This is a genomic window from Paenibacillus whitsoniae, assembly GCF_003955665.1.
GTDB lineage: Bacteria > Bacillota > Bacilli > Paenibacillales > NBRC-103111 > Paenibacillus_E > Paenibacillus_E whitsoniae.
The window spans coordinates 45,576-62,499 of record NZ_RXHU01000042.1 but is presented as its reverse complement, the minus strand read 5'-3'; the positions used below and the strand labels follow the sequence as shown (position 1 = coordinate 62,499).

Sequence of the window (16,924 nt, the reverse complement as noted above, 5' to 3'; positions counted from 1 at the left end):
AACAATTTGGGGATAAATCCCGGGGTGTGTATCCAGTTTCTGGCAACAAAGCGCGCATACAATGAAATATTCGTAAGACTGGCCAGCGGGGGAGGGGGTTCAACTCGTGTACAAACCACTATTTCTAACAGCATGCCGAAAGAGACGAAAAAGAAAAAACATTCGCCGCTCCCGCAAAGCGAGCCTCGCCCGTTATTTATCGAAGATTTCGTTCTTTTATACGACCGCAGATGGCGACAAACGTGTGTATACCGAATCCGACCGCACTGAAGGCTACGGCAAGCAATCAATTCCATGCCCGGCTACGATCACCTATACCCAGTTATTTGTCAACGGTGTGCTTCAGCCTTCCTCTCTTTATCATGTGCAAAAAGGCACGCTCACGTTTCTCTCGAACGATGTTCCGGAAAAAGGAGTTCCGATCATCCTGCAATGCATTCGAATTTATAAACGGCGCTAGGAGGGGGGTGAATACGATGCCAGCTTCACTGATCAAGCTTTACGTTATTGCGGTTTCATCGGCGCCAGTCGCGACTGGCGGTACGGTGACGACGACGGTGGACCCTGAGGTCACCCGGTTTAATGCCGTGCTTACGGCAGGAATGATTACAACGGATACCACAATTCCTGCGGCCGCCTTCCTGGATGATAACGGCGATGCCATCACCAATCTTCCCAGCCCGCCGACAGACGGCTACTACAATGTATATGTCAACGGCGTCTTGCAAGAAGGAGGACTTTCTACCTTGACGACAGCTTCCCTTGTTCTTGCGACGACAGATACGGTTGCCGGAACGCCGGTCGTGTTGGAGGTTGCGGATTTTTCCTCGGTCACCTCGACGATTACAACGGAGCCGACGATTTCCGCGCCAACGATCACGATTACGGTGTAGGACGATTAAACACATCTTGCAGCGGTCTTGCAGAAGACCCTGTGAGATGTGTTTTTTTGCAGAGGCCGAGGCGGCGGCCGACAGGATCGCTTGACACGCCCGGACGTGCATGCTATAACGTGAATACATATCATTTCAAGCGAGGTGCCCTATGCAAAAAATTGCTTCCGAGCAAGTGTTTCAAGAGCTGATTAATCGGTCAGAGCTCACCGTTGCCATATTCAAAACGACTTGGTGCAAAGATTGCCACTACATTGAGCCGTTCATGCCGGCGGTGGAAGAAGCGTATCAGGGGAAAATTACGTTCATCGAACTGGATCGGGACGAAGTGCCGGAACTCTGCGAGCAGCTTAACATTCTAGGGATTCCAAGCTTCATCGCCTTCCGTAAAGGTCAAGAGGTCGTTCGTTTCGTGAGCAAGCTGCGCAAAACGCGGGAAGAGATTGAGCAGTTCCTCGACCGCGCCGTTGAGGTTTCGAACGCGATGGCGTAACGTCTCGTACATTCAACATCCCGTCTTTGTCCTAGGGGCATCGGCGGGGTGTTTTTTGCTTCTCGCATAATTACCCGCTGAACGCAGATACTACCATTTTATTTCGTTCATCTCCTTGTCACGACTGATTCGGAGCTTTGTAACAATTGCGAATGGATTCTGCCTCTTAATAAGGCTATAATTGTCTACAGAACATCTGATTTCGACAGGATCAAACAGCAGATCTGACATAAAGTAGGTGCCCTCATGCAAAAATGGATTCAACGCTTAGCGAACATCTCCGCCATCGGTATGTTCCTGATTCTCGCGATGGGCGCTTTGGTGACCAAAGCGGACGCGGGGAGAGGCTGCGGCGATGAATGGCCGCTCTGTCACGGCAAATTCGTGCCGGCGCACACGATTTCATCTTTTATTGAATACAGCCATCGGCTTGTCGTCGGGGTTGTGACTCTGGTATTGATTGCTACGTTTTATCTGGTATTCCGGTATGTCAAACGAAATGACGCCAAATTTTACATTACGATGACGGTCGTGATGACGCTCATTCAAGCAGCAATGGGGGCGCTGGCTGTCATATGGCCGCAATCCTCGCTGGTGCTGGCGCTGCATTTCGGGTTGTCCTTATTAGCCTTCGCCTTCTCGCTCTTGCTGGCGCTAGTGTTCACGTCGTTCGGGCAATTTCTGCCGCAGAAGCGCATCAGCAGCGGGTTCAAAACGTTGGTCTGGGGCACAACGATTTACAGCTATATCGTCGTTTATTTGGGCGCTTATGTGCGCCATACGACGTCGACAGGGGGCTGCACAGGCTGGCCGCTCTGCAATGGCGAAGTGATTCCCGAGCTTAAGGGAGCGACGGGCATCGTTTTTACCCACCGGATTGCGGCGCTGCTGCTCTTCCTCTGCATACTTGCGCTGTACTTGCAGGCCAGACGCCATTATCAAGGCTCCGACAAGCTGTGGTTCGGCAGCAGATGGGCGCTCATCACCGTTTCGCTTCAAGTCATTAGCGGCGCGGTTGTGACCTGGTCGATGGGGAATGAAACGGCGTATCTCTTCACGGGGATGATTCATGCGATGATCGTCGCGTGCATGTTCGGGTTCTTGTGCTACCTGTGTGTGCTTACGCTGAACGACCGCAAAGCCTAGCAATGTGGACAATAGCCTTCGATCCGAAGGCTATTTTTGTGATAAAGGGAAAAAGAGAGGATAGTTGTTGGTATGGTACCTACGAATTTACGCGTGTTTCTGGACATGCTGCGCAGTGAAAAGGAATTAGTTGAAATCTCGGCACCGGTAGATCCGAATCTGGAGTTGGCGGAAATTCACCGCCGTGTGATTGATGAACAGGGGCCTGCCCTGCTGTTTACCAATGTGAAAGGGAGCGCGTTTCCTGTCGTAACGAATTTGTTCGGAACGGCAAGACGCGTCAATCTGGCGTTCGGGCCGAAGCCGGAGCAATTTATGAAAGCGGTTATTAACGCGACGAGTACGCTGATGCCGCCAACGCCGCAAGCACTGTGGGGCGAACGTGCACTGATTATGGACCTGCTCAAGGTGGGAACGAAAAAAGTTCAGCCCCAGCAAGCCCCGATTCTCGGCGGCTTGAAGCAGGACAACCCGCTCGCCGGACTGCCGGTCCTGACGAGCTGGCAGGAGGACGGCGGCCCGTTCGTGACGCTGCCGCTCGTCTACACCGAGCATCCCGACGGCGGCCATCATAACCTGGGCATGTACCGCATGCAGGTGTATGACGACTTTACGACGGGGATGCACTGGCAAATCCACAAAGGCGGCGGCTTCCATTACCACGAAGCCGAGCTGCGGAACCAGGCGCTGCCCGTCACCGTGTTCCTGGGCGGGCCGCCTGCGCTGATCGCCTCGGCGATCGCGCCGGTGCCCGAGCACTTGCCCGAGCTGATGCTCGCTTCGCTCATCCTCGGGCAGAAGCTGCCCATGGTGGAGAATCCCCATGGGGGGCACCGCCTCGTGGCCGAGGCGGAGTTCGCGATCTGCGGCTCTGTGCCGCCGCATCTGCGCCGTCCCGAAGGGCCGTTCGGCGACCACTTCGGATACTACTCGCTCACCCATGATTTCCCTGTGTTCAATGTGAATCATGTGTGGCACCGTAAAGACGCGATCTATCCGGCGACGATCGTCGGCAAACCACGCCAGGAGGATTACTTCCTCGGCGAGTTCCTGCAAAGACTGCTCGAGCCCGCGTTTCCGATGGCGATGCCCGGCGTCAAAGACCTGTGGACGTACGCCGAGACCGGGTTCCACCCGCTCGCGGCCGCCGTCGTCCGTGAAAGCTACAGCCGTGAGGCGCTCGGCACGGCGTTCCGCATCCTGGGAGAGGGTCAGCTCTCCCTGACCAAATTCCTGATCGTCACCGACCAACGGGTGACGCTCGCAAACTTCACACCGCTGCTGGAGGCCGTGCTCGAGCGCTTCAATCCAGCCCAGGACTTGTTTATTTTCAATAAAACGTCGCACGACACCCTGGATTATACCGGCGGCCAGCTGAATCACGGCAGCAAAGCCGTGCTGCTCGGCACTGGTGAGCCGGTGCGCACGCTGCCGCGCGCGTACACCGGCGGCGAGCTGCCGGAGATCACCGACATCGCCGTGTACTGCGGCGGCTGTCTGCTCGTCTCCGGCGCCGCCTACGAGGCCGAACCGGAGCTGGCGCCGCGGCTGCTTGCGAACGCCGGCAGCCGCCTGACGGAATGGCCGCTCGTCATTCTCGTCGACGATGCCAGCGCCACCGTGCATGACCAGACGAAGTTCCTATGGACCGTCTTCACCCGGTTCAACCCTGCGACCGACATGTTCGCGAAGTCGAGCGTGAACCGTCATCATATTGCTTATGAAGTGCCAATTGTCATTGATGCCCGTATGAAGCCGGGGTATCCGGACGAGCTGTTCCCGCGGGAAGACATCGTAGAGCAAGTCGACCGCAGATGGAAGGAATACTTTGCATAAAGAGAGGTAGTTCAAAAAGTAGTCTTGCTGACAATCCAACTTTTTGAACATTTATTTAAAGGGAGGTCGGCCATGCTTCGTGAATTATTTGGCGAGCCTAAGCGTGTTGACAGCGGTGTGCTGCTGGAGGCGCTGAGTGCGATTCGAGCGTTTCTCACGCATCTGGAGTCGAGAAAGACGGAGGGAGCTTCCGCTGCCGAAGTTACCGTGATCCATCGACAAATCATTTGGAGCAAAGGCTTTATCGATGCGCTCGACGAGCTGGAGCAGAGCATCTTCTGCTGCGAGCGATTCGGCGATCCCATTCGCAAAAGCTTTCTCGAGGATATGACCACGCACGAGACCGAGGAGTACCAGCGGTTTGTTTACTTTTTCAAAAACGCGTTTATCCGCATCTTCTCCATTCTGGACAAGCTCGGTACCTTTATGAACGATCTCTTCCAGCTCAAAACCGAAACGTACAAGTCACGCTATTCCTACTTTACCGTGCTGCGTCTGATGCACGACCGGCATCATCACGGAGCGCTGGAGACGCAGCTGTATGGGCTCAAAATGGACTACAAACCCGCGATGGACCGGCTGCGCAACTTGCGGAACATGGAGATTCATTATATCAACGCCGAAATGCTCGACGATTTGATGCAGAAAGAGCCGCTCTTCGGCGGCCGCATCCATATCGAGAACGTGCAGGCCAATCTGGATGACATCCAGAAGGGATTTGAGATGGTGTGCCGAACCTTATCTGTAGCGTTTTCTTATTTTAGCGTGAGCAGGGCAAAGGGGTAGGACGACCGTGAATCTAACAGGCAAAACCGTTTTAGTGACTGGCAGTGCCAAGGGATTGGGCAAAATGACGGCCAAAACGCTTGCCGCTCGGGGCTGTCAGGTCGCTGTGAATTATGTGAAAAGCGAAGAAGAGGCTGCCGCGCTCGTTCAGCAGCTTGAAGCGATGGGCGTGCGCAGCGTGGCCGTGCAAGGGGATGTCGCGAAGCGGGAGGACGTCATCCGCATCGTAGATCAAACCGTTTCGGCGCTGGGGCCGATCGACATTCTTGTGAATAATGCCGGTCCGTTTCAGCGGGAGCGCCGCTTTTTTGCCGATTACCACCTCGATGAGATCGATTATTTGCTGCGCGGCAATCTGCTCGGCGTCATGGAGCTGGATCGGCTGGTCCTGCCCATGATGCGCGAGCGGCGCTGGGGCCGCATCATTCATTTCGGCTTCGGCAAAGCCATGGAAGCCAGAGGCTGGACACACCGCGCTGTGTACGCGGCGGCGAAGGTCGGCCTGGTCTCGTTCACGAAGACCCTGGCCGAGGAAGAAGCCGCGAACGGGATCACCGTGAACATGATCTGTCCCGGTGACATTCGCGGCGCGAACAAAGAGCGCACGATGGATGACGTGCGCGCGGAGCACGACGGCGAGACGCCGGTCGGGCGGCCCGGTACAGGCGAGGATATCGCCCGGGTGATCGACTTCCTCTGCCTGCCGGCTTCGGATTTTATAACGGGCAATATCATGGAGATTTCCGGCGGGCTCGATCCGATTCAGACGCTGCCGCTGCTCAACCAGCGCAAGCATGAATAGCTGTGCACACAAAAAGAGCTTACCCTAGGTCCTCCTAGTGGCAAGCTCTTTCTTATGGTATAGTCTTAGAATACCTGTACAACTTCGGTGATGCCTTCCACTTCTTCAATCAACGCGCGCTCGATACCGGCTTTGAGTGTGATTGTCGAGCTTGGGCAGCTGCCGCAGGCACCCATCAGTTTGAGTTTAACGATACCGTCTTCTACATCAACCAAATCGACGTCGCCGCCATCGCGTTGCAGGAAAGGACGAAGTTTATCTAAAACTTCAAGAACTTCATCATAAATCGCTTCTTTCGTTTTTTCAGACACTTGAATCATCTCCTTTCTTCCCTTTATTATATTACAATACGTATTAAATGAAAATGGTTTTCAACATGAATCTAAACATTACAAGGTGGAAATTTAAGATGAGACCTATTATTGAATTCTGTGCCAGCAACATGCATAACGGGACGGACAAAGTGATGAAGCAGCTCGAGCAAAATCCCGACTATGACGTGATGGAGTACGGCTGTCTCGGCAATTGCGGGCAGTGTTATATGGAGCCTTACGCCCTGGTTAACGGCGAAATCATTGCCGCTGAGGATGCGGACAGCCTGCTTGCCCGTATCATCCAACGCATCGAAGAGCTGGAAGCCATGTATGATGTGCTTGGCGAATAATCGGCGCAGCTGAATCTTACGCGGTTTAGCCGAAGTGGCGCTTGGATTTCCACAGCACGCCGCTCTTCAGGATACGTGCGATTTTGCCGGTCATAAGTGTGCGCTTGCCCATAATGCCAAAGCCAGCTTTTTTCCCAAGCGAGCCCAGCGTGCCTCTAAGCTTGATGGGGCCAAGACGCGGAGTGTCGCCTTTCCAGATCGCTTGCAGCACCTCGGCAATCTGCTTGCCTTGTGCTTGCGCGGCTTGTGCGCTTGGAGAGAACGGCAGGGAAGCGCAGTCGCCTACTACGTAAACTTCGTTGTGCGTCGGAATTTGATGGCAATCATTGAGAACGATGCGCCCTTGACGATCTTTAATGACGTTCAGCGCTTCGACGATCGGGCTTGGCTGTATACCGGCCGTCCAGATGGTCGCATCGGTACGAATGAGCTCTTCCTTGTTGTACAAGTCCCCACCGTCCAAACGTACCAAAGTTACGAGCGTGCGCTGCTCAATATGATGCTCGCTCATCCATGCCCGCACGTACTGCTGCAGGTTGCTTGGAAAAGAAGACAGCAAGCTCGGCCCGCGGTCAATCAAGCGGATATTCAGGTCCGGACGGCTCTCGCGCAGCTCGGACGCCATCTCTACGCCGCTGAGCCCGCCGCCGATAATGGACACCTGGCCGTACGGCGCAATGTCGTTGATGCGCTGATAAGTGGCGCGTGTTTGAGTCAGCGTCTGAATGCTGAGCGAGTGCTCTTGGGCGCCTTCAATGCCGTGATAGGCATCCACACAGCCGAGACCGATAATGAGCCAGTCATAGCGCAGCGGATCTTTCTCTTCAAAATGAATCAGCTTCGCTTCCAAATCCACGCTCGTCACTTCGCCGAACGTCAGCGTAAGCCGCGGATCGTCAGGGTACGCGACGCGAATATGCGTTTCTGCAATCGTTCCAGACGCCAAAGCGTAATATTCCGTCTTCAAGCCTTGAAACGGAATCCGGTCGATCATCACCAGCTCAACATCGCTGGGCATATCCTTTTCCAACAAATTCAGCGCTATGGTTAGTCCGCCATAACCGCCTCCGAGAATCACACACTTTTTCATAAGCCGACCAATATCCCTTCTGAACAATATCTAATCTCTAGTATTTCTAATACACTTTGATTTCATTATAAAAGGTGTCGCGTTCCACCGCGGTCCGTCCTGCCCCTTGAATCAGCCACACAAGCTCGTCGCGGGTCAATCCTTCCGGAGAAAGCGCGCCGGCTGCATGCGAAATTTTTTCTTTCACGATCGTGCCGTGGGCGTCGGATGCCCCGAAGGTAAAGGATAATTGGGTCAGCTTCGTGCCGATATTAATGAAGTAAGCTTTGATGTGCGGGAAATTGTCCAGCATCAAGCGGGAAATGGCAATCGTTTTAAGCTCGTCCCACGCCGGTACGCGGCGCTTGAGCCCTGCATTTTTGCTCGAAGGTTGAATCGAGTTGGGAATGAACACAAGGAAGCCGTTCGTTTCGTCTTGCAGCTCGCGGAGCAGCATCATGTGGCGAATACGCTCTTCTTTTGTCTCAATGGAGCCGTACAGCATCGTCGCATGGGTTTTCATGCCGAGCTGATGCGCGTTGCGGTGAACGTCCAGCCACTCCTCGGACGACGCTTTCTCGACTTTCATTTTTGCGCGGTACCGTTCCGTCAAAATTTCCGCCCCGCCGCCTGGCAGCGTTGAAAGTCCTGCGTCCATCAGCGTTTTGAGCACATCGCGGTAGCTGAGCCCCGAAATGCGGGAGAAAAATTCAATTTCCGCCGCCGTGTGCGCCTTGATCGTGACATCCGGGTAGGCTTGCTTCAATTGGCGAATGCAATCCACATAATACTCAAAAGGCAAATGCGGATTATGCCCCTGGCTGATATGGAATTCGCGAATTTCCGGATTATAATTTTCAGCGATGTAATCCAGCATTTGCGCTGGCGTCAGCGTGTAAGCTCCTTCTTCGCCTTCATCTTTGCGGAAGCTGCAGAATGCGCAGTGCTCCTCGCACACATTCGTAAAGTAGAGGCTCATATTTTGCACAAAATAAACCTTGTTCCCGTTCAGGCGCGTGTTCACTTTATTAGCTAATTGACCGATGGTTAACAGGTCGTCCGATTCATATAGGAAAATGCCGTCCTCCATCGAAAGCCGTTCGCCACGCTCCACTTTGTCTGCAATTTCTGCCATCCGTTTAGCCGCGTCAGTTGTCATTATGCTCACAGTTTCATACCTCCCGTAAATCTATCCCTCCTATTATAAACCTCTCCCGTAGGAGGGGCAACATCCGAGTCATGGAGATCCCATGACAATCTTAAACCGTGTAAATTGTTTGGTTGTAATTTTTTTGCAAACCCCATTAAAAGTTATTCCCAATATTATCAAATTCCTGTATACTACTACAATGTGATTACGAAAAGAGCTAAAGGTGAGAAAACATCGTGCTACCGTTAATGAATTCCGATTCGCATACGCAAGACCATCTTTGTTACCAAATCGAACAGCTTCGCCATCAAATGGTCAGCTTGGGCACCGCACACGGACTGCTTCACCCGGATGTGCAGCAATGCAGCCGCGATCTGGACTTGCTGCTTGTGCAGTACCATTTGATTCATCGGCCGAGGCCCGCATTCTCTTCCTGCTAAGTCATTGCAACCGCCCTTGAGCATCTCAGGGAATAGGAGTATACTTAAATGAGGTAAGCAAGGATTAGATCTTGTTTGACCTAATGCGGGAAACATCTAGGAGGGAATTCCTTATGATTAAAATCAGTGAGTCTGCGGCAGATAAAATAAAAGAGCTTTTGGCCTCTGAGGAATCACCGAACCTGTTCTTGCGTCTAGGCGTGAAGGCCGGCGGTTGCAGCGGTTTCTCGTATGGCATGGGCTTCGATGATGAACAGAAGACATCTGATAAAGAATACAATATTCACGGCCTGAAAGTCGTTGTGGATGAAGATAGCTCGAAGTACCTGTACGGCGTCGAGATCGACTTCGAGGATAAAGGCATGGGCGGCGGTTTCACGATCAATAACCCTAATGCTGTAGCTTCCTGCGGATGCGGCCAGTCGTTCCGCACGAAGGAAGAGGATGCGGTGCTGGCGCAGCCTTGCGAGGATTGAAGGTTCCGTAAGTCGTTTGGGGTTACGGACTATTAATTGAAGCCTTCTGAACTTGTGTATGACGAAAATACACTTGTTCAGGAGGTTTTTATTATGCATCAAGAAGCGGGAACGGCGAGCAGTGGTAAGTGGCAGGTGCTAGCATCAGTTAGAGAAGTTTGAGGATGGAGCAAAGGTAATAATAGTAGTTAAATAATTATTTTAGTAGTTATATGTATGGGAATTTCCAGAAGGAAGGCTTTGCATACTCGCTTTCTCCATGATCGACCGTCTAACGGTTGTAGGAGCGGCTATATCAGGGAAAACGGGGGGGCATGCGTAGTTAATGGTTGCCAGCGAGGCTATAGGCTCAGAGATGGCAATTCTGGGATAGTTTTGCGCCAAATAGCCGCTGTTGTAACCGTTAAGTTCGTTTTCGGGGCGTTTTGAGCTCGAATAAGCGCTCTGGCACCCGTTAGCCCAGAACCCAGTTTCAACGCACAACCTCAAAACTCGTCTCCGCACTCGCATTCCCCGATCTTACCGTAATCGGCCAACTGCCGAACGATGTATTTCCGCCGACTTTCCATGACCAGCTTACATTGCCGTTGCCGTTGATGTCTGCTTGTTTCGTCTCAAGGCCTGCAGCGGTGCTAGGACCGCTTTTATAATGAACGACGATCGATGCAGTTGCGCCGGGAGCCACTTTAGCTTTTAGTGTTGCGGTAGCGTTGCGCGCCGCGGGTGAGGTGACGGAGACAATCTGGACGGAGGCCGCTTCTTCTTTTGCAGGGAGGCTTGTTGGCTTTGTCGCAGCAGGAGTAGGTGATGGGGGAGCGACGTCAGGCGTTACTTTGGCAGCAGACGGTGTGACAGATGTAGGTGTTGGCGTTGCTGTTGCCGCTGCCGCTGTTGCTGCTGCTGTCGGCACAGTTGTCGCGGCTGCAGATACTTGAACTGAAACAGGTGTGATCGTTGTCACAGGTGCCGGTGTCGCTTCTTTCGCGGCAGCATCGCCCGTCGTTGCAGCAGGTTGCACAGCGGCGGCTTTGTCATGTTGGACAGGTGCTTGCGAGGTCCCCGCAGATGAGCATGCGGATAGTAGAGCGAATAGGGTAAAACCTATAGTCAGCTGTTTACCTAATTTGAAAATGTTCATATCCCGTGCCCTCTCGTAAGTTATATCTTACATCTAATTCTACTATAGTTTTTAAGCAGAAGGTAGGATATAAATGGGAATTAGCCGCCGCCTTCGGTTACTAGGATGAATAAAATAGTAACTACGAACTAGATTCCGATGAGGAAGGAGGAGGTTCTGTTATGAATACGAGACAACAATTTATCGATGCGGTGGCGCCGATTGCGGTTAAGCTTCGGTTGGAAGGTTCGCCGATCTTTCCGTCTGTTCGCATTGCGCAGGCGCTGCTGGAGACGGGAGGGGTGCTGCATACGTGGAATAATTTGACGGGCTACAAGGTGGGCAGCGGCACGCTTACCCCTTACTGGCGCGGAGATCGTGTATCCAAAACGACGTGGGAATATCTCAACGGCATACAAATGGTGAATGTGCCGGGCGATTTTCGGGCGTATGAAAGCATTGAAGATGGTTTCCGGGATCAGGATTTGCTGTTTCAATCTGCACGCTATGCCGCCGTACGTTCCGCTGTAACGCCTGCAGAACAGACAGCAGCGCTCCAAAACAGCGGCTATGCGACAGATCTCGCCTATGCGAGCAAGCTGAATGCCATCATCAATGGGGATCAATTATTTCAATACGATGAGGAGGTCATGCGAATGCTGGAACAATTGAAGCAGCAAATCGAAGTTTTGCAGAATCGGGTTCAAGCGTTAGAGGAGCTGGATGCGCTGCCGGCTATTCCGTCTTGGGCAAGAGCGTCGGTGGACGCCGCGGTCAAAGCAGGATTAATCGATACGCCGCAAAATGGAAGCTATGATTTCTATCGTTTGCTAACGGTCTTGCATCGGAAAGGAATCATCTGAAAACACGGAAGGATGATATTTTGAGAGGGAGGGGCCGTCATAGATCCAATTAGTAGACGATACGGCCTGTAATAACGACGTTTTCGCCGTATTTGGCTTTCATGAGGCGTGTTTGCTCGAGCATGTATGCGTAGATTTCTTTCAATCTGTTTTTGCGAGGCTGAATCGTTTCTTTGAGTTCGCCGTTTACAACAATGTCATAGACGATCATGTTCATTTCTCCTTTGCTGATGTGATAGTTCTATTCTAGCCTATGTTTATTAAGTGGTGATTAAAAATTGTTTTCAAATTTGTGAAAATCGTTTTGGTAATGTTAACATTCCGGTAGTTAAAATTAATTTTGTGATCATTTTTTTTTATCGGTTATTTAGCTCGCTAGCTTGTGTATAAGTTTATACACATTATCCCCCTCGTAAAATGAGAGTTTTCGGGACATATCAACAAAATACCCACAGATTATACACACTTCGCTGTGGATAACAGAACGCTTGTTCTAAAAAATCACCCATGCTACTATAATGTTAAATTATAGAATTTTAAGAATATAGGTGATTTAAGTGAGACAAATTAGCGATGAAACCCTGATTGATTCTTATTACAAAGCGCTTGATTTGAGATTGGAATCCGATTTCGTTGAACTGTTGCTCGCAGAAATTCATAGACGGAAGCTGAAGCTGCAAGTCGTTATTAAAAATGATGAGCCGTTAAATTAATCACCTGAGGAGACCGATTGCAATGGTGAAGTTGGAATCGCAGCCGGGGCAATTCATCAGATGAAGACAAGCTGACGACGCAGAGGCGCTTTCTTCGAGAGATACCAAGACGTCCTCACTTTCCTGGTAAGGAGAGTAGGGACCGAGCAAGTCGCTGGGCCTGCCGCAGTCGTTCATCTGAGCGGAACATCGGGGGCATTCGGAATGCAGTTCCTGCATGCCATTGCAAATGGGACAAATAGATGACAAGGGGTATTCCTCCTAATCTGGCGATTAGGTTTAGAATGCCCCGTTTTATTTTCCGGCATGAAAAAATCATGCTCCAAGCTAGCGAAAGAAAGCGGAAAAGTGGCTAAAATGCCCGATTTTTTCATGCAAAATTACACTTGATATTTAGGTATGAAAATTATATCATATCATGAGAATCGGTTTTGTATTGGGACTATGACAAATGTCAAGCTGTTTCATATTTCTTGTAGATTCGAGCAAACTAGGAGCAGCATACTAATTCGAAAGCGTTTGTGTAATTTTTCACAAAATAGAGAAACCATAGGACTTTGGGGAAAAATACGGATATGGAAGTGAGAGAGGCATGAGTAGAATACCAAGAATCGTCATTTTGGGTGCCGGCTACGGTGGGATCCTGGCTGCAATTCGTTTGCAGAAAGAATTGAATTATAATGAAGCTGATGTGACTTTGGTAAACAAGCACGATTATCATTACATTACCACACACCTTCATATGCCTGCGGCAGGAACGGACAATCCTGAAAATGCACGCGTGAACATTCTGAAGCTGATTGATGAATTCAAAGTGGATTTCGTGAAATCGACGGTTACACAAATCAGACCACACGAGAAGAAAGTTATTCTTGAAGACGGTACGCTTTCTTATGATTATCTCGTCATCGGACTTGGCGGAGAATCCGAAACGTTCGGCATTCCGGGCCTGAAAGAAAACGCGCTGAACATCCGCAGTATTAACAGCGTGCGTTTCATCCGCGAGCACATTGAATATCAATTTGCGAAATACAAGCGCGAACCGGACCGCAAAGATTATTTGACCTTCGTAATCGGCGGGGCAGGATTTACAGGCATCGAGTTTATCGGCGAGTTGGCGGATCGTATTCCGTCGCTATGCAAAGAATTCGACGTCGATCCGGCACTCGTGAAAATTTATAATATTGAAGCAGCACCAACCGCGCTCCCTGGTTTCGACCCAGAACTGGTTGAGTATGCGATGAAAGTACTGACGGATAAAGGCATTACGTTCAAAATCGGTACAGCGATCAAGGAATGCACACCGGAAGGCGTTCTGATTGCCGGCGATGAGTTCATCAAAGCGGCGACAGTCGTATGGACAGGCGGTATCCGCGGTAACCACATGCTGGATGAAGCAGGCTTTGAGACGATGCGCGGCAGAATCAAAGTTGACGATTATCTGCGTGCGCCTGGCTTCGACAACATTTATGTTGTTGGCGACTGTTCCATCGTAATGAATGCGGAAGGCAGACCGTTCCCGCCGACAGCGCAAATCGCGATGCAGCAAGGGGAAGCCGTAGCGCACAACCTGATCGCAGCCATTCGCGGTTCGGAAATGAAAACTTTTAAATTCTCCAATAAAGGTACGGTAGCTTCTCTTGGGAAAGGGCAAGCGATCGGTATCGTCGGCTCCCGCAAGCTGAAAGGCAACGTCGCGGCGCTGATGAAGAAGGTTGTCGACATGCGCTACCTGTACATTATCGGCGGCATTCCACTGGTGATTCGCAAAGGACGCTTCTAGATTAGCTCGGTAACGGAGGGATTGCCATGCGGCACTGCAGTGTCCAGGTAAGAGGACTTCTTACACGGGAAGAATTGGAACGTTACAATGCGTTGATCGAGGTTGGGCATTTTCTGGAAAGTGCGAAGCGTTACGACCACGTAGCGGTTGTGCAAAAGGAAATCGACATTCTCATTCTTCCGGCGATCGAAAGGTTGAAGGAGAAGAGCCGTCAGCGCGACAGAGAGACGGAAGAGTATCTGGCACGCAAAGCGCAAATGGAAGCGGAGCTTGCCGCGGCGTTGCGCGACGACGATGAGGACGAGTAAGCGATAGATCAGAATAAGCGGCTTCCGGGCGATGGCTCGGGGGTCGCTTTTTTCTAATGATTATCGCCCGTCGGACTTGTCTACACTAAAAAAGAGCAGAGGAATCGCTTCCTCTGCTCTAATCTAATCTAAATTTGAATGAAAGATTTGAATTTATCCGGGGATAGGATGTTGCCGACGTAGAAATCGCCGAACTCGCCGTAGCGCGCGCTGACTTCGTCAAACCGCATTTCGTAGACGAGCTTCTTGAATTGCAGCGGGTCGTCGGAGAAGAGCGTAACGCCCCATTCCCAATCGTCGAGACCGACGGAGCCGGTAATAATTTGTTTCACTTTGCCTGCATAGGAACGGCCGATCATACCGTGGCTGCGCATCATGTTCTTGCGGTCCTCGCTAGGCAGCATGTACCAGTTGTCGCCACCGTCGCGCTTCTTGTTCATCGGATAGAAGCAGATGTGCTTCGCTTTCGGAAGCGTCGGCTTCAAGCGGGCGAGAATGTCCGGATCTTGCATCGGATCCGTGCCCGGTTTCGCGAGGTAAGCGCTCAGTTCCACGACGGACACGTAGGAGTATACAGGGATCGTGTACGCGGCAAAACTCGATTTGTTGAACGCGTTCTCCAGTTCATTAAGGTCTTCCAGCGTTTCACGCAGGTGCATGAAGACGAAGTCGGCTTTTTGCCCTACGATGCTATAGACGGCAGTGCTGCCGAGTTTATCGTTTTCAAACTGCTGCCAGTCGGTAAGAAATGTATTCAGCTCGTCCACAGCAAGCTTGCGCTCTTGTGGTGTTGCGGCATGCCATGCGTTCCAATCCATCAGACGAAAGTCATGGAGCGCATACCAGCCTTCCAACGTTTGTACGGCTTCACTCATCGGTTATTCCTCCATTCAAGGGTTCATGATCCCCTACATTGTATCCAATTGATGGAGAAAGGGCAAATGAACAAAACGTGAAACCCCAATTGTTCAATTTGTGTACACTTTACGGGCAACTTCCAGTCGATTAAAATAGTGGTAGCAACAAGTACGAGCTGTAACTCAATAAGGGGGAAGAATGACGTGCTGCAAATGATTATAGCCACCGTCCTGATGATGGTGTTATTTTTTGGCATCGGTTTTATTCTGAATATGCTGATGAAAACGACGTGGTTCCCGCTCTATGCGTTTATCGCCTTAATGATCGGGCTGGTGATTTACGGTATGACGGGGTCCTCGTCGTTTATGTCCGACAGCACAAGCTTTACGATTGTCGACATTATTCCGGCGATCGGCGGCCTCGTTGGGGCGGTGCTAAGCGGCTCGGCCATCAAGGCGCTGCGGATTCGCGGCTTCAAAATGTTTTAAGTTGGATGAAAGCCCAAACATCGGGTCAGCCTAAGAGCAAGGAATAACTTGATCTGAGGAGGGCCCGATGTTGTCATATGTACATGTGAATGGAACGAAGCTGCACGTTGAAATTACCGGACCGGCGGACGGGGACGCGATTGTGTTCATCCCGCCTCCACTGCTTACGTTGGATACGTTTCGGTATCAAAAAGAGGGACTGAGCGACCGCTTTCGCGTCATCACGTTCGACGTCAGGGGCCATGGCGAGAGCGATTGCACTTCGCAGCCCTTGACCTATGCGCTGATCGCGCAGGACATCACGGAGCTGCTGGACGCCCTTGGCATCGAGCAGGCCTATCTGTGCGGCTACTCCACGGGCGGCTCCGTGGTGCTAGAGGCGCTGCTGACCTACTCGAGCCGCTTTCTTGGCGGGATCATCGTAAGCGGCATGTCGCAGATGACGGACCGCTATAACCGCATGCGGGTGCAGCTGGCTGTTCGGTTGGCGAAGCCAAGCGGCTGGATGAAGCTGCTGACCGGCGCGATCACGTACGGGAACAGCGACAAGCCCGCGACGTACCGGCTGCTCAGCCGGAGAGCATCGGATGATGCGACGGTGAACGTGCGGTCCTATTTTGAGCAGAGTCTGCTGTATAACTGTACGGACCGGCTCCCGTTCATCCAGCAGCCGATGCTGTTGATCTACGGTCAGGAAGATCCGGTCTTCCACCAGTACGGGGAGCTGCTGCACGAGAAGCTGCCGAGGAGCTCGCTCTATTACCTCAAGGGCGCGAAACACCCGATTCCGCTGCAAAGCCCGGACAAAATGAACGAGCTGATCCGGCTCTGGATTCCGAGTTTGGCGGATCAAGAGACCGCGCGCACGAAGCTGGATTTGGCCATTGCGCAGCAGATGAACCCAGCTTTGTATGGCGAGCCTGCACCCCCGGAGCAGCTTTCCTCCATCTACGCGCATGAATAAATGAAGTGTACACCAAGATTTCATGACGGGCCTAACTGCGCCGGACATGGAATCTTTTTTATGTTAAGCAGCAGG

The 16,924-nt window shown here is 51.7% G+C and carries 22 protein-coding genes; 16 read left to right on the top strand and 6 right to left on the bottom strand.

Annotated features, from left to right (window positions below; genetic code table 11):
• The first annotated feature begins 106 nt into the window (after positions 1 to 106).
• The 7 genes from EJQ19_RS15010 to EJQ19_RS14980 all read left to right on the top strand — a co-directional run bounded on the left by EJQ19_RS15010 (position 107) and on the right by EJQ19_RS14980 (position 5,956).
• Positions 107 to 460, top strand: coding sequence for a DUF4183 domain-containing protein (locus tag EJQ19_RS15010; RefSeq protein ID WP_126142048.1), 354 nt, complete (start codon positions 107 to 109; stop codon positions 458 to 460).
• Between the two features lie 16 nt (positions 461 to 476).
• Positions 477 to 893, top strand: a complete 417-nt coding sequence (locus EJQ19_RS15005; RefSeq protein ID WP_126142047.1) for a DUF4183 domain-containing protein — start codon at positions 477 to 479, stop codon at positions 891 to 893.
• A 151-nt stretch (positions 894 to 1,044) separates the two neighbouring features.
• Positions 1,045 to 1,386 (top strand): thioredoxin family protein, encoded by a 342-nt coding sequence (locus EJQ19_RS15000; protein ID WP_126142046.1) that lies wholly within the window; start codon positions 1,045 to 1,047, stop codon positions 1,384 to 1,386.
• 246 nt (positions 1,387 to 1,632) lie between these two features.
• Positions 1,633 to 2,532: a COX15/CtaA family protein gene (locus EJQ19_RS14995; protein ID WP_126142045.1), complete on the top strand. Its 900-nt coding sequence runs from the start codon at positions 1,633 to 1,635 to the stop codon at positions 2,530 to 2,532.
• 72 nt (positions 2,533 to 2,604) lie between these two features.
• A complete protein-coding gene (locus EJQ19_RS14990; RefSeq protein WP_126142044.1) occupies positions 2,605 to 4,368 on the top strand; it encodes a UbiD family decarboxylase in 1,764 nt (587 codons plus the stop codon).
• Between the two features lie 72 nt (positions 4,369 to 4,440).
• Complete coding sequence (locus EJQ19_RS14985) at positions 4,441 to 5,154, top strand: Cthe_2314 family HEPN domain-containing protein (RefSeq protein ID WP_126142043.1); 714 nt, start codon at positions 4,441 to 4,443, stop codon at positions 5,152 to 5,154.
• 7 nt (positions 5,155 to 5,161) lie between these two features.
• Positions 5,162 to 5,956 carry an SDR family oxidoreductase gene (locus EJQ19_RS14980; protein WP_277600947.1) on the top strand — a complete coding sequence of 265 codons (795 nt, stop codon included), beginning with the start codon at positions 5,162 to 5,164 and terminating at the stop codon, positions 5,954 to 5,956.
• Between the two features lie 65 nt (positions 5,957 to 6,021).
• Here the strand turns inward: EJQ19_RS14980 and EJQ19_RS14975 are convergent, their stop codons facing one another.
• A complete protein-coding gene (locus EJQ19_RS14975; RefSeq protein WP_420901681.1) occupies positions 6,022 to 6,276 on the bottom strand; it encodes a NifU family protein in 255 nt (84 codons plus the stop codon).
• Between the two features lie 89 nt (positions 6,277 to 6,365).
• Here EJQ19_RS14975 and EJQ19_RS14970 point away from each other — a divergent pair, with 89 nt between their 5' ends.
• Positions 6,366 to 6,620, top strand: coding sequence for a YuzB family protein (locus EJQ19_RS14970; RefSeq protein WP_126142041.1), 255 nt, complete (start codon positions 6,366 to 6,368; stop codon positions 6,618 to 6,620).
• A gap of 25 nt (positions 6,621 to 6,645) precedes the next feature.
• Here EJQ19_RS14970 and EJQ19_RS14965 read toward each other — a convergent pair whose 3' ends face one another.
• A complete protein-coding gene (locus EJQ19_RS14965; RefSeq protein WP_126142040.1) occupies positions 6,646 to 7,710 on the bottom strand; it encodes an NAD(P)/FAD-dependent oxidoreductase in 1,065 nt (354 codons plus the stop codon).
• Between the two features lie 46 nt (positions 7,711 to 7,756).
• Positions 7,757 to 8,848, bottom strand: a complete 1,092-nt coding sequence (gene mqnE / locus EJQ19_RS14960; protein ID WP_126142164.1) for an aminofutalosine synthase MqnE — start codon at positions 8,846 to 8,848, stop codon at positions 7,757 to 7,759.
• Between the two features lie 239 nt (positions 8,849 to 9,087).
• Between mqnE and EJQ19_RS32965 the strand changes: the two genes are divergently transcribed.
• Positions 9,088 to 9,279: an aspartyl-phosphate phosphatase Spo0E family protein gene (locus tag EJQ19_RS32965; protein ID WP_126142163.1), complete on the top strand. Its 192-nt coding sequence runs from the start codon at positions 9,088 to 9,090 to the stop codon at positions 9,277 to 9,279.
• A gap of 113 nt (positions 9,280 to 9,392) precedes the next feature.
• Positions 9,393 to 9,755, top strand: a complete 363-nt coding sequence (locus EJQ19_RS14950) for a HesB/IscA family protein (protein ID WP_126142039.1) — start codon at positions 9,393 to 9,395, stop codon at positions 9,753 to 9,755.
• A 472-nt stretch (positions 9,756 to 10,227) separates the two neighbouring features.
• Here EJQ19_RS14950 and EJQ19_RS14945 read toward each other — a convergent pair whose 3' ends face one another.
• Positions 10,228 to 10,893, bottom strand: a complete 666-nt coding sequence (locus tag EJQ19_RS14945) for a hypothetical protein (protein ID WP_126142038.1) — start codon at positions 10,891 to 10,893, stop codon at positions 10,228 to 10,230.
• 161 nt (positions 10,894 to 11,054) lie between these two features.
• On the opposite strand from EJQ19_RS14945, the gene EJQ19_RS14940 reads away from it, so the two are divergent.
• Positions 11,055 to 11,735 (top strand): glycoside hydrolase family 73 protein, encoded by a 681-nt coding sequence (locus EJQ19_RS14940; protein WP_126142037.1) that lies wholly within the window; start codon positions 11,055 to 11,057, stop codon positions 11,733 to 11,735.
• Between the two features lie 49 nt (positions 11,736 to 11,784).
• On the opposite strand, the gene EJQ19_RS14935 is transcribed toward EJQ19_RS14940, so the two are convergent.
• Positions 11,785 to 11,946, bottom strand: coding sequence for a mechanosensitive ion channel protein MscL (locus EJQ19_RS14935; protein ID WP_126142036.1), 162 nt, complete (start codon positions 11,944 to 11,946; stop codon positions 11,785 to 11,787).
• 346 nt (positions 11,947 to 12,292) lie between these two features.
• Between EJQ19_RS14935 and sda the strand changes: the two genes are divergently transcribed.
• The 3 genes from sda (at position 12,293) to EJQ19_RS14920 (ending at position 14,539) form a co-directional block, all read left to right on the top strand.
• Entirely contained in the window at positions 12,293 to 12,448 is a 156-nt protein-coding gene (gene sda / locus EJQ19_RS14930) for a sporulation histidine kinase inhibitor Sda (protein ID WP_126142035.1), read from the top strand.
• 592 nt (positions 12,449 to 13,040) lie between these two features.
• Complete coding sequence (locus tag EJQ19_RS14925) at positions 13,041 to 14,231, top strand: NAD(P)/FAD-dependent oxidoreductase (RefSeq protein WP_126142034.1); 1,191 nt, start codon at positions 13,041 to 13,043, stop codon at positions 14,229 to 14,231.
• 26 nt (positions 14,232 to 14,257) lie between these two features.
• A complete protein-coding gene (locus tag EJQ19_RS14920; RefSeq protein ID WP_126142033.1) occupies positions 14,258 to 14,539 on the top strand; it encodes a hypothetical protein in 282 nt (93 codons plus the stop codon).
• Between the two features lie 128 nt (positions 14,540 to 14,667).
• Here EJQ19_RS14920 and hemQ read toward each other — a convergent pair whose 3' ends face one another.
• Positions 14,668 to 15,414, bottom strand: a complete 747-nt coding sequence (hemQ, locus tag EJQ19_RS14915) for a hydrogen peroxide-dependent heme synthase (RefSeq protein ID WP_126142032.1) — start codon at positions 15,412 to 15,414, stop codon at positions 14,668 to 14,670.
• 186 nt (positions 15,415 to 15,600) lie between these two features.
• Here hemQ and EJQ19_RS14910 point away from each other — a divergent pair, with 186 nt between their 5' ends.
• Both EJQ19_RS14910 and EJQ19_RS14905 read left to right on the top strand, forming a co-directional pair.
• Entirely contained in the window at positions 15,601 to 15,885 is a 285-nt protein-coding gene (locus EJQ19_RS14910; RefSeq protein ID WP_126142031.1) for a YuiB family protein, read from the top strand.
• Between the two features lie 67 nt (positions 15,886 to 15,952).
• On the top strand, positions 15,953 to 16,849 hold the full coding sequence (locus EJQ19_RS14905) for an alpha/beta fold hydrolase (protein ID WP_126142030.1): 897 nt from the start codon (positions 15,953 to 15,955) through the stop codon (positions 16,847 to 16,849).
• Positions 16,850 to 16,924 lie beyond the last annotated feature (75 nt).

Bases quoted from the DNA above. Each gene is read 5' to 3' on its own strand.
- EJQ19_RS14950 (WP_126142039.1), top strand. From the start codon at position 9,393: ATGATTAAAATCAGTGAGTCTGCGGCAGATAAAATAAAAGAGCTTTTG.
- EJQ19_RS14990 (WP_126142044.1), top strand. From the start codon at position 2,605: ATGGTACCTACGAATTTACGCGTGTTTCTGGACATGCTGCGCAGTGAA.
- EJQ19_RS14965 (WP_126142040.1), bottom strand. From the start codon at position 7,710: ATGAAAAAGTGTGTGATTCTCGGAGGCGGTTATGGCGGACTAACCATA.
- EJQ19_RS32965 (WP_126142163.1), top strand. From the start codon at position 9,088: ATGAATTCCGATTCGCATACGCAAGACCATCTTTGTTACCAAATCGAA.
- EJQ19_RS14945 (WP_126142038.1), bottom strand. From the start codon at position 10,893: ATGAACATTTTCAAATTAGGTAAACAGCTGACTATAGGTTTTACCCTA.
- EJQ19_RS14985 (WP_126142043.1), top strand. From the start codon at position 4,441: ATGCTTCGTGAATTATTTGGCGAGCCTAAGCGTGTTGACAGCGGTGTG.
- EJQ19_RS14935 (WP_126142036.1), bottom strand. From the start codon at position 11,946: ATGATCGTCTATGACATTGTTGTAAACGGCGAACTCAAAGAAACGATT.
- hemQ (WP_126142032.1), bottom strand. From the start codon at position 15,414: ATGAGTGAAGCCGTACAAACGTTGGAAGGCTGGTATGCGCTCCATGAC.
- EJQ19_RS14970 (WP_126142041.1), top strand. From the start codon at position 6,366: ATGAGACCTATTATTGAATTCTGTGCCAGCAACATGCATAACGGGACG.
- EJQ19_RS14920 (WP_126142033.1), top strand. From the start codon at position 14,258: ATGCGGCACTGCAGTGTCCAGGTAAGAGGACTTCTTACACGGGAAGAA.
- mqnE (WP_126142164.1), bottom strand. From the start codon at position 8,848: ATGACAACTGACGCGGCTAAACGGATGGCAGAAATTGCAGACAAAGTG.
- EJQ19_RS15000 (WP_126142046.1), top strand. From the start codon at position 1,045: ATGCAAAAAATTGCTTCCGAGCAAGTGTTTCAAGAGCTGATTAATCGG.
- EJQ19_RS14940 (WP_126142037.1), top strand. From the start codon at position 11,055: ATGAATACGAGACAACAATTTATCGATGCGGTGGCGCCGATTGCGGTT.
- EJQ19_RS14925 (WP_126142034.1), top strand. From the start codon at position 13,041: ATGAGTAGAATACCAAGAATCGTCATTTTGGGTGCCGGCTACGGTGGG.
- EJQ19_RS15005 (WP_126142047.1), top strand. From the start codon at position 477: ATGCCAGCTTCACTGATCAAGCTTTACGTTATTGCGGTTTCATCGGCG.
- EJQ19_RS14975 (WP_420901681.1), bottom strand. From the start codon at position 6,276: ATGATTCAAGTGTCTGAAAAAACGAAAGAAGCGATTTATGATGAAGTT.
- EJQ19_RS14995 (WP_126142045.1), top strand. From the start codon at position 1,633: ATGCAAAAATGGATTCAACGCTTAGCGAACATCTCCGCCATCGGTATG.
- EJQ19_RS14905 (WP_126142030.1), top strand. From the start codon at position 15,953: ATGTTGTCATATGTACATGTGAATGGAACGAAGCTGCACGTTGAAATT.